Below are 14,201 nucleotides of genomic sequence, written 5' to 3'. Positions count from 1 at the left end.
GGATATGTATAATGATTTATTATTAAACATAGAAAATTTAGATGTATGTTACAAAATTTCAGATGGGATAGTAAAGGCTGTGAAAGATGTTTCATTTTACTTAAGAAAAGGGGAGGTATTGGGATTAGTAGGTGAATCTGGCTGTGGAAAGACAACACTGATAAAGGCTATTTTGAAATTACTTCCTTCAAATGGATATATAGCAAATGGAGAAATCTATTTTAAAGACAGAGAGATAACAAAAATGGACAACGAGCAGCTTCGTAGAATACGTTGGAATGAAATTTCTATGATTACTCAAAGTGCTATGAATGCCTTAGATCCAGTATATAAGGTTGGAGATCAAATCGTTGAAGCTATTTTAACTCATAAAGCAGTTTCAAAGAAAGAGGCTTATAGTCGAGCTATGGAGCTATTTAATCTGGTTGGGCTTGAAAAGGGAAGATTAAATGACTTTCCCCATCAATTTAGCGGTGGAATGAAACAGAGGGCGATTATTGCTATGGCACTTGCATTAAATCCTGAAATAATAATTGCAGATGAGCCAACAACAGCATTAGATGTTGTAGTTCAAGCTCAAATACTTGAAAGGATAAATACTCTTTTAGCTGGCTATGATGGTTCTATGATTATGGTTACCCATGATATTTCAGTTATTGCACAGACATGTCACAGAATAGTAGTAATGTATGGTGGAAGGGTTATGGAGTTTGGAAATGCTATTGAGGTATTAAAAGAGCCTAATCATCCATATTCAATGGGTTTAAAAAATGCTTTCCCAAGTATTACAGGAGAAAAGAGAAATTTAATATCTATACCAGGTACACCTCCAAATCTTCTTAAACCGCCTAAGGGATGTAGATTTAATGAAAGATGTCCTTTTGCTTTGGAAAAATGCTTCCATGAAGAACCTATGCTTCAAGGTACAAAAGGAGGGTATGTTGCTTGTCATAGATTTTATGAGGCAGAAGATCTAAGGGCTGAGGCAGGAAAAGAAGAGACATGGATGAAGATACGTAAAAGGAGGGTAATGGTTTGATGTACTCTGATAGTTTAACCCAATCTAAAGCTTCAAAGGTTGTTATTGTAAAGAATTTGAGCAAATACTTTGAGGTTAAAGGAAAGCGAGGAGGATTAAATCAGAAAGAAAAAAAGGTAAAGGCAGTAGATGGAATAAGTTTTCATATAGATAAGGGAGAAACTTTAGGCATTGTTGGAGAGAGCGGATGTGGAAAAACTACTACTGCTAAGGTTATGTTAGGACTTTACAAGCCTACGACAGGAGAAGTTATATGTAATGGAGTAAATATTGCAAGCTTAAAGGGAAAAAAGTTAAAAAAATTTAGAAAAAAGACGCAGATGGTATTTCAAGATCCATATGAATCATTAAATCCAAGATTCAAAATAAAAGATACTCTCCTTGAGCCTCTTATTATCCATAAGATAGGGGCTTCATATAAAGAAAGACTTGAGATTATTGAAAAAACATTAAATGATGTAGGTTTAAAACCAGCAAAAAATTTTATGGATAGATTTCCCCATCAAATGAGTGGAGGGCAAAGGCAAAGAGTAGCTATTGCTAGAGCTTTGATTTTACACCCAACCTTTTTAGTAGCCGATGAACCAGTGTCTATGTTGGATGTATCAATAAGGGCTGGCATTTTAAATCTACTCAAGAATTTAATTCGTGAAAGAGAGCTAGCAAGTATGTATATATCTCATGATATCTCTCTTATCAGATACCTATGTCAGCGAACTGGAGTTATGTATTTAGGAAAAATAGTTGAAATAGGGAAAACCGAAAATATTATTAAAAGGAGATATCATCCATATACAGAGGCTTTACTTGAAGCTGTACCGAGTCCTGATCCTGACTATAAGATAAGCTTGAAGAAGATAAAAGGGGAGACACCAAACCCTATAGATTTACCTAAAGGGTGTAGATTTTTTCCACGATGTATAAAATGTATGGAGATATGTACAAAGGTAGCCCCAGAGCTTGTAGAGGTTGAAAAGGGTCACTTTGTTGAATGTCATTTATATAGAACGCACTAGTAAAGCTACATTTTGATTTCTTGAATAGACAATGTCTCTAGGATATTCAAGGGAGCAAAATGTAAAAGATTTATTGCGATTTCTATATATAAAAATCATAATCGGGGAGGCATTTTTAATGAATAGATTAGTGCTATCGGAGTTATCTTGGACTGAATTTGAGAAATACAAGGAGGATATTGAAGTTGCAATTATTCCAGCAGGTTCACACGAACAGCATGGACCAAACTTAACCTTTGCAACAGATAGTGATAGGGCATATGAGATGGGGAAACTGCTAGCAGAAAAGCTATATCCTAGAGTAATAGTTTGCCCACCATTAAACTACGGTATTTCCTATCATCATATGAAATTTCCTGGAACAATGACATTAAAGCCAGACACCTTTATATCAATTATAATGGATATAGGTTGGAGCTTAAAGGAGCATGGAATTAAAAAAATATTATTATTGAATGCCCATGGAGGCAATAGACCAGCTTTGGGAGTTGCTATTGTGAAGCTAAAGGAAGAACTTGGCATAGATGCAGCGTGGATAGGTAGTGGAACAGATATAGCTAAGGATTTATTAGAAACAAAGGGTTTATCTAAAATCAGAGGGCATGCCTGTGAAGGGGAGGTATCACAGAGCATGTACATTGCTCCATGGCTTGTAAAGGAAAACTCTCTGGAAAAAAGCAAATTGACAGATTCTCTATATGGAAAAAGAAAATTCTTTACTGGGGTAAGATGGGATTTTGATAAGGTAACAGAAAATGGAGCATTAGGTGATGCTACACTAGCATCTTATGAATTAGGCAAGGAAATGACTGAGCTTATATTAAAGAGACTAGAAGCTTTTGTTTGTGAGTATTTTTTTAATGAAGAAGCTTCAATAATTGATGATGGATATTATGTATAGTATCCATTAATGGAAGAAATATGAGGAGGAGATTATATGAGAAGGAAAAAAATATTTTGTATTCTTATTGCTGTCATGTTCTTCGGAATGAATATTGCTTCAGCTTGGGCGTGTAGCATTGCAGGAGCGACGGGTTCAGCTACAGTAGATGGCAGACCTGTAATATGGAAAAATAGAGATTCTTGGGGAAGTGAGAATTGTTGGAAGACATTTGCTTATTATCATAAAACATCAAATAACGAATTTGATAAATTTAATTATGTAGGGGTAACAGATGCTGATACGAAGGTTTATTATTCAGATCCTAAAAAGGTTAAAGAACAAGAAAAAGAAAGGACAAATGAACCTATAGACCTTACTCCAATAACTGAACCTATACATCCATATAAGTATTATCCATGGGCTGGAGCAAATGAAAAAGGACTTGGCTTGGTACAGACAAGTGCACATACACTTTCCAGAGATTTTCAACAAGAACAGGGATTTACTCCAGATCAAGACCCAAATGGAATCGATAATAAGACTTTAAATCATATGATTTTATGTAGTTGTGAAACCGTTGATGAAGTAGAACAGTTACTTAGAGATACTAATAATGGCTGGTATGATGGCTCTACTGCAAGAAACACTAACTCAATAATAATGGTTTTTGATAAATATGGGAATATGGCAACCTTTGAAGTTAGTGGTGCAGATTTTACTAGAGATAATGTAAGCGAAGAATATACTCCACAGAATTTTCCAGGATATTCATATCCTATCTATCCAGCTGTTCATGAAGATGATAAGGATTTAGAAAATCCATCAGACGGAGAGTATAATGGATATGATTGGAGAACAAATTTTGCTAGAGTAGATTATGAAAGAGATGATGGTTTTAAATATTTTGTAGATGAGCATAGAACCTATGTTGAAGATAATCAGGTTGTCAATGGAGAACAAGGACAGGATGGTATTGATGATAGAGAATATTCAACGAGTACAGTTAAGCGGTGGGGACGTATAGGAATTAGAATGGATGATCCCCATGATAAGGATTATCGGTATTTTATCCAAAAAGAGGTAGGTGCATATGGCATAGGACAAATTTATGATATTGAGACACTGGCAAGAAGTATAGGCGATCTTCCATATACAAATGAAAATGGTGAAGCTCAAAAAGCTACAGGCTGGCATTTAAGTCGTTTCTGTACTACATTTAGTGTTGTTATTACAGGAAGTAAAGCATCAGATAGTGATGATGGGAAACTGATAACTATGTGGTTAGCTCAAGGAGAGCCTAGTCATACAATTTTTATCCCTATATTTCCATTTGCAGGCGAACCTCCAGAAATTTTAAACGATATGTATTTATACAGTAATGAAAAAAGGCATTTGCTCTATGATTATCAAGATACAGATGGTGATGGCGACGATAATGAATGTACTGGTTATACTGAGGAAAGAAATGCTGATCATAGCATTAATTTAGCTCTGCTTACAGGAAATGGTTATTATGGTCAGGGTGGTATACAAAGACCTATTTTTTTAACAGAAAACTGGGCATATAATAAATATAATCAAAAGATGTTCAATATAAGATATCAATTAGATAATAATTTTATAACAGATGATGAATTGCGTCAAAATTTAAAAGAATGGCAGGAGAATATAGCTCAGACAATGAAGACTCATTATATAAATGGAACTTATCCTAATGAAGCATTGACAGATGAAACAAGTAAATAGCTATTAAATTCAAAAAATAAGCCTCTAGAAGTATTGGAGGTTTATTTTTTTTGTAAATATATTGCTATTTTATTCTGAAAAATAAAAAGATAAAAAGAATAGAGTTCTAGACAAAATAAATAGATAAATGTCAACGAAATAAACTAAAACGGTTGACAATCAATCTTCCTTAAGTTACTATATATTTAATACAAAAATGAGGAGAGATTGGCTATGAAGTTAAATACACGTGATATGATTTTAGTAGCATTATTTGCAGCATTAACAGCAATTGGGGCATTTATAAAAATATATAATCCATTTAATCCACTTGTGCCTTTTACACTTCAGTTTTTGTTTTGTGCATATGCAGGGGTACTATTGGGAACTAGACTAGGCTTTTATTCTCAAATACTTTATGTGGGAGTTGGGCTTTTGGGTATTCCTGTATTTACTAAAGGTGGAGGATTTGGCTATATATTTGAACCAACATTTGGGTATCTACTAGGATTTATATTTTGTGCCCTTATAATAGGAAAATTAACGGAAAAACTTGAAAAGGTTACTTTCATAAGGATTTTTATACCTGTAATAATTGGTCTTTTAATAGTATATGGACTAGGAGTTCCATATTTATATATGATTGTTAAGCATTATTTTGGTAAGGCAACATTTACATTTAGTGCAGCATTAGCAGCTGGATTTATTCCATATATCTTACCCGATATAGTTTTAAGTATCTTAATTAGCATTACCGCTGTAAAAATAATACCAATATTAAGAAGAACAGGCTATGTTGGAAGAATTAGAAGATAGGTTAAGGTGGATAATTCCCTATGTTTCATAAAAAATTTGCAGTGTTTGAGGAGATATATTTATGGATATGAAAAAGATTATTTCTGAAGTTACCCAAAGAATATTAAATGGTGGAGAAATTACCTATGATGAGGCCATAAAGCTTATAAATATTGATGAGAATGATGAAGAAATCCTTGAAGAATTATTTTGTGGTGCTAATAAGATTAGAAAGCAGTTCGTTGGTAAAAAGGCTGATTTATGCACAATAATGAATACAAAGTCTGGAAAATGTTCTGAGGATTGTAAGTTTTGTGCTCAATCGGCTCATTATGAAACTGGAGTAGATGAATACGAACTTTTAGATTATGATAGGATTTTAGAAAGAGCTAAAGAAATGGAGAAATCAGGTGTCCATAGATTTTCACTCGTAACCAGTGGAAAAGGAATTAGGGATAAGGACTTTGAAAAAATAGTAGATATCTACAAAAAACTTAGTAGAGACACTAATCTAAAACTGTGTGCATCCCATGGTATAGTTAATTATGAACAAGCTACCAAACTAAAAGAAGCAGGAGTAAGTATGTATCACCATAATCTAGAAACCTCTAAGGATTATTATAGCGAGATATGTACTACTCATACCTATGAAGATAGGATAGAGACTATTAAAAATGTAATGAAGGCTGGGCTTGAGATTTGTTGTGGTGGAATTATAGGTATGGGAGAAACTAGAGAAGATAGGTTGAAAATGGCATTTGAAATAAAGGAGTTAGGTATAAAATCGGTACCTTTAAATGTACTTAACCCTATTAAAGGAACGCCATTAGAAGATATAGAGGTATTGTCGCCTAATGAGATTTTAAAGACAATGGCCCTATATAGATATATCATACCTAATTGTTATATAAGATATGCTGGGGGAAGAATGGCTCTAAAGGATAAGCAAAATATAGGATTTAAGGCAGGAGTAAATGGGGCATTGACAGGAAATTATTTGACAACTATAGGAAATAATATAAAGCAAGATAAAGAAATGATAATGTGTGAGGGATTTGAATTATAATAATGGATAATTTTACAAACCAGTTTATCATCTGAATAAAAAGAGGATAAAACAGGTTTATAAAGGGAGCTAAAAGGAAACTTCAGTGGCTACTTTCGCTTTTTAAGTTTTATTGGCGAATATATATATTTATAAGGATGGTCTAGCTTTTAAGGAAAAGTATGTATATGAATTAAAGCAATTTAGAAGAATGACCTGAAGACTTGCAACTTAGAACAAGGAACTTGCAACTATAAAGAGGGGTGTCAAGTTTGAATAAAGGCGTATTCATAGTCGGAACTGATACAGATGTAGGTAAAACTATAGTTACTGCTGGATTAGTGTATGTCCTTAGAAAAAGTGGAATAAATACATGCTGCTTTAAGGCAGTACTTAGTGGTGGGATTAGAGAAAACAAAAAATTGATACCAGGAGATGTAAAGCTAGTAAAAGAAGTAAGTAAAATCCATGAAACATACGAGGTAATGAATCCATATTGTTTAGAGACTCCAGTATCACCTCATCTTGCAGCAAAACTTGAAAATGTCCAAATAGATAGAGAAAAGATATTAAATACATATAGAAGGTTGTCGGAAAAGTATGAGTTTTTGGTAGCTGAAGGGTCAGGGGGAATAATAGTACCTATTATAGATAAAAGCTATTTTATATACGATTTAATCAAGGATTTAAATTTACCAGTTATAATTGTGGCAAGGGCTGGTGTAGGAACTATAAATCATACTGCTTTGACAGTTAAATTTGCAGAAAGTGTAGGATTAGATATTAAAGGGATTATTATAAATAGATATACAGATGAAATACATGTAAAGGACAATATTGACACCATAAAGGAAATAACCAATAAAGAAATCATAGCTGTTATAGATGACTTAAATAATTATAAAAAAAATGGATATGAAGAATTAAAGGCTGAGTTTGAAAAGAAAATAGATGTTAATAAAATAATAAGCTAGGGGGCTATTATGGAATCACTACAATCTAAAGATTTAAAGTATATTTGGCATCCTTGTTCTCAAATGAAGGATTATGAAGATTTTCCACCCATAGTAATTGATAGAGGAGAAGGGGTATTTTTATATGATATACAAGGTAGAAGGTATTTAGATGCTGTATCTTCTTGGTGGGTAAATCTTTTTGGGCATAGTAATAGAAGAATAAATAGGGCAATTGCAAATCAAGTGGATAAATTAGAGCATGTTATATTTGCAAATTTCTCTCATAAACCTGCTATTGAACTGGCTGAGAGAATGGTAAATATTGCACCTAGGGGGCTCACTAAGGTCTTTTTTGCAGATAACGGGTCATCAGCAATTGAAGTAGCTATTAAGCTTAGCTTTCAATATTTTCAGCAAACTGGGAAACCAAAGAAAACAAAATTTATAGCTATAACTGACGCTTATCATGGAGAGACATTAGGAGCTCTTTCAGTAGGTGCAATAGATTTATATAGTAAGATATATAAGCCATTGCTTTTAAATACCTATAAGGTAGAAGGACCTGATTGTTTTAGATGTAAATATGGCTTGAATAGAGATACCTGCAATGCCCAGTGCTTTGAGTACATGGAAAGGGCTATAGAAAAAAATCATGAAGAAATAGCAGGAGCTATTATAGAGCCTATGGTTCAAGGTGCAGCTGGAATGAAAATATATTCACCAGTTTATTTAAAGAAGCTGAGAGAAATATGTGATAGATATGATATTCATTTTATTGCCGATGAGATAGCTGTAGGCTTTGGAAGAACAGGAAAAATGTATGCTTGTGAACATGCAGAGGTCTCACCTGATATTATGTGTGTATCAAAGGGTTTAACGGCTGGATATTTGCCGCTATCTCTTACACTAATGACTGATGAAATTTACGATGCCTTTTATGATGAATATACCACATTAAAGGCTTTTCTTCATAGCCATAGCTACACTGGAAATCCAATAGGTTGTGCTGTAGCTTGTGAAACCTTAAATATATTTGAAGATGAAAATATATTAGAAAAAAATAAAATGAAATCACGTATTATTAAACAAAAAGTGCAGGAATATCTTATGGATATTCCATATGTAGGAGAATTTAGACAGCTTGGAATGATAGGAGCTGTAGAGCTTGTGAAGGATAAGGAAACTAAGGAAGGCTTTGATTGGAAGGAAAGGGTTGGCTATAAAATATATAAAAATGCCTTAAAGCATGGGGTATTGCTTCGTCCATTAGGGAATGTAGTGTATTTTATGCCTCCATACGTTATAAATGAAGAAGAAATAGATTTGATGATAGATGTGGCTAGGAAGTCGGTTAAGGAATACTTTGGAATAATATAACTATAGCACCAAGAAAAAAAGTCTATGAGACAAATTACATAAGATATCTCATAGACTTTTACTAGTTCTTAAGTTTATTGATTATTAATTTCAGAATTTAATTAAACTGATCAATTGTGCTACTGTGAAAATATATATTTTCATTTTATATTGGTGTAGATTTGTTTCATATACTGCTAAAGACAACTAACTCTAAAGTATCATAAACTTCATAGAAAAAATGTAGAAGCGTGTATTATTGTTTATAATATTTTTTAAGTTAAATGAAAAAATTAACCTTTTTCGAAGTTTTGAACATTTTCTATATGGTATTTTACTTCAAATCCATGAAATAATAGGATGAAAGAATATTAACTACTATATAATATAAGAATTTATAGTAAAGCTGAAAAAAACTAGGTCTAAAAATTTAAAACGGGATTATTTTACTTTTTACAAACTGTTTTAGTGATGAATTATTGTTATTTTGAAGAAATAAAATAATGAAATAAAGAGATTATGAGCTGTGAATAATGAATATCGAAGCTATTGGCTATAAAGGATCGATGAAAAATTATTATACATTATCAACCAAATCTCTATAGCTAGATTATCTTAAATTCTTTTTGCAGCTCCATAATCTAAATAAATTTTTAATAAATCGATGTTTTTTTGTAGAAAATTCGCATATCTACCAGCTTCTTTAATGTTTAATATCAATTATTCCTCCAATCTTCAATTATAGAATAATATAATTATAAACTAAAATATCGGAAATTACAGTCTATTAAAACAGATGTAAATAGTTTGTAACGTTGCTGTAAAATTTGTTATAGCAAAAAGAACCAGCTCCTGTAATAGAGGATAAATGTTAACTTTAAACGTTAACATAGTAAACTAAAACAGTTGACAATTAAACTTCCTTAAGGTACTATATATTTATAATTTACAAATGAAGGGAGACTGATTATGAAATTAAGTACACGTGATATGATTTTAGTAGCATTATTTGCAGCATTGACAGCAATTGGAGCTTACTTACAGATTCCTACACAGCCAGTTCCATTTACACTGCAAATTTTATTTTGCATGTATGCAGGGGTGTTTTTAGGAGCAAAGTTAGGTTTTTTTTCACAGTTAGTTTATGTTTTAATGGGTTTAATAGGACTTCCTGTATTTGCAGGTGGAACGGGAGGATTTTTTCATATATTAAAACCAACCTTTGGCTATCTTATAGGTTTTATCATATGTGCAGCTATAATTGGGAAATTAACGGAAAATATTGGTGAAATTAAAGGGTTTATAGGTTTTAGCAAAGTTTTTGGTGCAGGAATTATAGGGCTTTTTATTGTTTATGCAGTTGGAGTTCCATATCTATATGGGATAATTAATTTTTATTTAGGAAAGTCTATGTCCTTTACAGCTGCAATGAATGCTGGTTTTTATCCATTCATAATTCAGGATTTAGTTAAGGTTGCTATAGTTGCTTTTACATCCTTATTTGTTATTCCTGCTATCAGAAGAACTGGATTTATTAAATAATCTAAAATATATATTTAATAATTAGAATCCAATAAAGGAGTTTTATAGCTGTATTAACAAGGAAATATCTAATAACAATAGGAAATAATACAAAAGAATATAAAAGTGATAATGTGATAGAGACTAGCACAATAGGTTACAATAATAAAAATCAAATAGTATTTGAATACAAAAGTATTAAAAAACTGGAAATTAAAATAATAATTTTTTGGTTTTTTAATACTTTTTTAGATTATTTAACCCTAAACAGTTTAAATATTAAAGGATTTAGAAGAACTATATAGAAATTTAAATATAGTTTTGATATCTTGTATAGAAATTTAAGTAAAGACTTTAATTTATACATGTCCAAAATGCCCAGAAACATTGCATATTTGTACATGTATAAATTAAGTTTTACTATGTAAATTCTATACATGAAATACTATTAAAATAAGAAAGGAGAGTGGATATGTATTTTGCAACCTATAAATATGATAGAGCTGAGGAGATAGGTGTTGTTTTAAAGGAAGATAAAAGGATTATTCCTATAAAGGATATATTTAAAGCAATGGATAAGGATTATCCTGAAACCATGAATGATTTTATTGAAATTGCTGATGATACTCTAATAAAGGATATGGAAGAAATTATGGGGTTTAATAATTTTAAAGGAATAGAAGAAAAGGATGTAAAGCTCTGCGCTCCTATACCCTATCCTAAGAGAAATATTATTTGTCTTGGTAAAAATTATATCGATCATGCAAAGGAGACACAGGGACTTCCAGGAGGAACTGATGATATACCCAAATTTCCTATTTATTTCTCAAAGATTGCATCTCCTGCAATAGGTGATGGAGATATTATTTTAAACCACTTAGAAATAACAGATATGGTTGATTATGAGGTGGAGCTTGCTGTTATTATTGGTAAAGATGGGATTAATATAAAGAAGGAAGAGGTTGAGGATTATATATTTGGATATACTATTGTAAATGATATATCTGCTAGAAATATTCAGAGAAAACATGGACAATGGTTCAAAGGGAAAAGTCTTGAAACCCATTGTCCAATGGGACCATATATTGCTTATAAGAATGAAATTCCTTTTCCAGTAGAGCTTGATATTGCTTGCAAAGTAAATGATGAACTTAGGCAAAATTCTAATACCAAGAATTTAATATTTGATATACCCTATATTATAAATGATTTATCTAAAGGTATGAGGCTAAAGGCTGGAGATATAGTTATTACTGGTACTCCTGCAGGTGTTGGTTTAGGATTTAAGCCCTTTAAGTTTCTTAAGCCAGGAGATAAGGTAGAGTGCTATATTGAAAAGATTGGCACATTAACTAATAAGTTTGAAGAATAGTATATAGGAATTCAAGTAAAATTTTAGAATCAGGAATTAAGATTTTTAGACTTAAAAGAATGACCTGAAAACTTGCAACATAGAACTTGTAACTAAAACCTGTTGTCAGATAATTTTATCCCTAATTTGAGGAATTAATATAGAATAATTATAGTTCGCCTCCTATTCTAACTATATTTATGAGAAATTAAATCTATAATATAAAATAGGTCTATAATCCTAAATAACTAAAAATATATAAAAAAAATCAAAAAACTACAAAAAGTGACACAATATTACTAAAAAATGCTTTATAATATAGTAATATATGGTTATAGTAGGAGGGAAAGAAATTGAAATTATTGAGATGGCAAAATATGAGAATAGGGCATAAGTATGGGGTGATATTATTTATTGTTATTATGCTGTTTGTTGTAGCTACAGCATACGTAGCTAGTTTTTTATTTGATATTCAACATTGTATAGCAGATATGGAAATTAAAGGGGAAAGAGCTGTAACTATAGCCCATATGGCATATTTGTTAAAGGCTAAAAATGGTGTAATCTCTGATTATATTTCTATGGAAACAAAATCTTTACTTGAAGAATATGATAGATACGATAAAGAATTTATAGAGCTGCAAAACAAAATAGAACCTGCAATGGATACAGAGGATTTGAAGTTTTTATTTAATATAATTGCTAATAATAATAAAACTATGAATGAGACTTTCAAAAATAAAATTATTCCATATCTAGAAAAAGATGATGAACAAAATGCTATTTTTGCAAATATAAACATATCTTCCACAAGCAAGAGTTCTTTTAGTGTTTTTGAAAAATTAAGAGGAAAAGTAAATGAAGGACGACACAAATCCATAGAAAGAACAAATATAATTGTGGGAAAAACAATCACCACATTAATAATGTGCATTATAGGGGTTACAGTAATTGGAGCAGTTGCTGTTTTCATTACTAGCAAACGTATTACTTCTAATTTCAATAAAGTTATTAAAATGTCAAATCGTATTTCAGAGGGAGATTTGACGGTGGAAAAAATCGATTACAGGGGTAAGGACGAAATTGGAAAATTATCAGAGGCAATGAATCAAATGCTTGATAATTTACGGAGTATGGTTAAAGAAATCACAGATTCGTCTTTAGATATTAGTCAGCAAGGAGATACTTTGAGTAATATAGCTAAAGAGGTTAAAGAAGGAAGTGAACAGATATCAGCAACCATGCAGGAAATGGCTGGTGGCGTTGAGGAGCAAGCCAACTCTGCAAATAATATTGCATCTTCCATAGGAAGCCTTACAGAATTAATTAAAAATGCCAATATTAATAGTGGTATATTAGAAAATTCATCAAAGGATATCTTGAATGTTGCAAGTATAGGAAATCAACAGATGAAAATTTCCATAGAAAAAATGAATGATATAAATGCGATTTTTAGAGATTCGGTGACTAAAGTAAAGCGTTTAGAAAAAAATTCTGAAAACATATCTAAATTAGTGCAGGTTATCGACAGTATATCTGAACAAACAAATCTCTTAGCATTAAATGCTGCCATTGAAGCTGCAAGAGCAGGGGAAGCAGGGAAAGGTTTTGCAGTGGTTGCAGAAGAGATTCGAAAGTTAGCAGAGCAGGTTGGAAATTCGGTTAATGAAATTACGAATATTGTAATGGGGATTCAAAATGAAACAAGCTTAATGACTGAATCTCTTGAAAAAGGATATCAGTATGTAGATGAGGGATCTGAGCAAATTAAGGTTACTGCTCAATCCTTTAAAGAAATTAATGATCAGGTTATAGAAATGGCAAACATGATAAAGAAAATATCTGATAACTTAAATGAAATAACCCAAAATAGTAATTCCGTTAATACGGCAAGTGAGCAAATAGCAGCCATATCAGAAGAAAATTCTGCAGGTATTGAAGAAACAGTTGCTTCGGTACAACAACAAAGTAGTTCTATGGAAATTATAAATCAAAATGCCAACTCCTTAGCTGCTTTAGCCGATAATTTAGAGAGAATAGTTAAAGGATTTAAGATATAATCTTATAGATAAAGTTTGTAATATGACAGATTTTTAAGGAAGCTAAAGTTTAAGGCGAGTTGAGAATAATTAAGCATATCGTATAAAGAAATACATGAGTAAATTTAAAGGGATAATAAAGAAATTGGAGCTTGTCAATAAAGTGAGGGAATGGTCAGAACCATTCTCTTTTGCTTTATATTGATAAAAAGGGCAAAGGTGTCTAACAACAAATTTTAGTTGCAAGTTCCATGTTCCAAGTACTATTTTTGGAAAAAAAACGTTTGAGTCCCTAGATGAAAATAAAAAAATTTAATATTTGAGGATAAAATTTAATAAAATTATTGTAAAATTTTTGTAACCACTTTATACTTATAATGAGTTAATATTAATAATGATTGACATAATGTTGCAGATAAGATTATTAACAGACATAGTATAGTATAAAAATTAAAGCGCAATGCTAATATTTTAA

Annotated in this window: 11 protein-coding genes; all 11 read left to right on the top strand. The window is 31.5% G+C overall.

Annotation, left to right across the window (positions count from 1 at the left end):
* Window positions 1–4 precede the first annotated feature (4 nt).
* The 11 genes from BUB36_RS04350 (at window position 5) to BUB36_RS04300 (ending at window position 13,747) form a co-directional block, all read left to right on the top strand.
* Complete coding sequence (locus BUB36_RS04350; protein WP_073147473.1) at window positions 5–1,039, top strand: ABC transporter ATP-binding protein; 1,035 nt, start codon at window positions 5–7, stop codon at window positions 1,037–1,039.
* The gene (locus BUB36_RS04345) at window positions 1,039–2,055 is read left to right on the top strand and encodes an ABC transporter ATP-binding protein (RefSeq protein ID WP_073147402.1); all 1,017 of its coding nucleotides are present in this window, start codon (window positions 1,039–1,041) and stop codon (window positions 2,053–2,055) included. The genes BUB36_RS04350 and BUB36_RS04345 overlap by 1 nt, the downstream gene beginning before the upstream one ends.
* 118 nt (window positions 2,056–2,173) lie before the next feature.
* Window positions 2,174–2,956: a creatininase family protein gene (locus tag BUB36_RS04340; protein ID WP_073147400.1), complete on the top strand. Its 783-nt coding sequence runs from the start codon at window positions 2,174–2,176 to the stop codon at window positions 2,954–2,956.
* 36 nt (window positions 2,957–2,992) lie between these two features.
* On the top strand, window positions 2,993–4,684 hold the full coding sequence (locus BUB36_RS04335; protein WP_073147398.1) for a C45 family peptidase: 1,692 nt from the start codon (window positions 2,993–2,995) through the stop codon (window positions 4,682–4,684).
* A 213-nt stretch (window positions 4,685–4,897) separates the two neighbouring features.
* Window positions 4,898–5,479 carry a biotin transporter BioY gene (locus BUB36_RS04330; protein WP_073147396.1) on the top strand — a complete coding sequence of 194 codons (582 nt, stop codon included), beginning with the start codon at window positions 4,898–4,900 and terminating at the stop codon, window positions 5,477–5,479.
* 61 nt (window positions 5,480–5,540) lie between these two features.
* Entirely contained in the window at window positions 5,541–6,524 is a 984-nt protein-coding gene (gene bioB / locus BUB36_RS04325; RefSeq protein WP_330390406.1) for a biotin synthase BioB, read from the top strand.
* A gap of 251 nt (window positions 6,525–6,775) precedes the next feature.
* Window positions 6,776–7,477, top strand: a complete 702-nt coding sequence (gene bioD, locus BUB36_RS04320) for a dethiobiotin synthase (RefSeq protein WP_073147394.1) — start codon at window positions 6,776–6,778, stop codon at window positions 7,475–7,477.
* A 9-nt stretch (window positions 7,478–7,486) separates the two neighbouring features.
* Window positions 7,487–8,836, top strand: a complete 1,350-nt coding sequence (gene bioA, locus BUB36_RS04315; protein ID WP_073147392.1) for an adenosylmethionine--8-amino-7-oxononanoate transaminase — start codon at window positions 7,487–7,489, stop codon at window positions 8,834–8,836.
* 948 nt (window positions 8,837–9,784) lie between these two features.
* Complete coding sequence (locus tag BUB36_RS04310) at window positions 9,785–10,357, top strand: biotin transporter BioY (RefSeq protein ID WP_073147390.1); 573 nt, start codon at window positions 9,785–9,787, stop codon at window positions 10,355–10,357.
* Window positions 10,358–10,808: 451 nt separating this feature from the next.
* Window positions 10,809–11,708, top strand: a complete 900-nt coding sequence (locus tag BUB36_RS04305; protein WP_073147388.1) for a fumarylacetoacetate hydrolase family protein — start codon at window positions 10,809–10,811, stop codon at window positions 11,706–11,708.
* A 332-nt stretch (window positions 11,709–12,040) separates the two neighbouring features.
* Window positions 12,041–13,747, top strand: a complete 1,707-nt coding sequence (locus BUB36_RS04300; protein WP_084111682.1) for a methyl-accepting chemotaxis protein — start codon at window positions 12,041–12,043, stop codon at window positions 13,745–13,747.
* Window positions 13,748–14,201 lie beyond the last annotated feature (454 nt).

It is taken from the genome of Paramaledivibacter caminithermalis DSM 15212 (assembly GCF_900142245.1).
In the GTDB taxonomy this organism is placed as follows: domain Bacteria; phylum Bacillota; class Clostridia; order Peptostreptococcales; family Caminicellaceae; genus Paramaledivibacter; species Paramaledivibacter caminithermalis.
This window is presented reverse-complemented; position numbering and strand designations above follow the sequence as displayed.

Excerpts from the sequence above, each read along its gene's own strand:
- BUB36_RS04310 (WP_073147390.1), top strand. The coding sequence starts at position 9,785 with ATGAAATTAAGTACACGTGATATGATTTTAGTAGCATTATTTGCAGCA.
- BUB36_RS04340 (WP_073147400.1), top strand. The coding sequence starts at position 2,174 with ATGAATAGATTAGTGCTATCGGAGTTATCTTGGACTGAATTTGAGAAA.
- BUB36_RS04305 (WP_073147388.1), top strand. The coding sequence starts at position 10,809 with ATGTATTTTGCAACCTATAAATATGATAGAGCTGAGGAGATAGGTGTT.
- bioA (WP_073147392.1), top strand. The coding sequence starts at position 7,487 with ATGGAATCACTACAATCTAAAGATTTAAAGTATATTTGGCATCCTTGT.
- BUB36_RS04335 (WP_073147398.1), top strand. The coding sequence starts at position 2,993 with ATGAGAAGGAAAAAAATATTTTGTATTCTTATTGCTGTCATGTTCTTC.
- BUB36_RS04330 (WP_073147396.1), top strand. The coding sequence starts at position 4,898 with ATGAAGTTAAATACACGTGATATGATTTTAGTAGCATTATTTGCAGCA.
- BUB36_RS04350 (WP_073147473.1), top strand. The coding sequence starts at position 5 with ATGTATAATGATTTATTATTAAACATAGAAAATTTAGATGTATGTTAC.
- bioB (WP_330390406.1), top strand. The coding sequence starts at position 5,541 with ATGGATATGAAAAAGATTATTTCTGAAGTTACCCAAAGAATATTAAAT.
- BUB36_RS04345 (WP_073147402.1), top strand. The coding sequence starts at position 1,039 with ATGTACTCTGATAGTTTAACCCAATCTAAAGCTTCAAAGGTTGTTATT.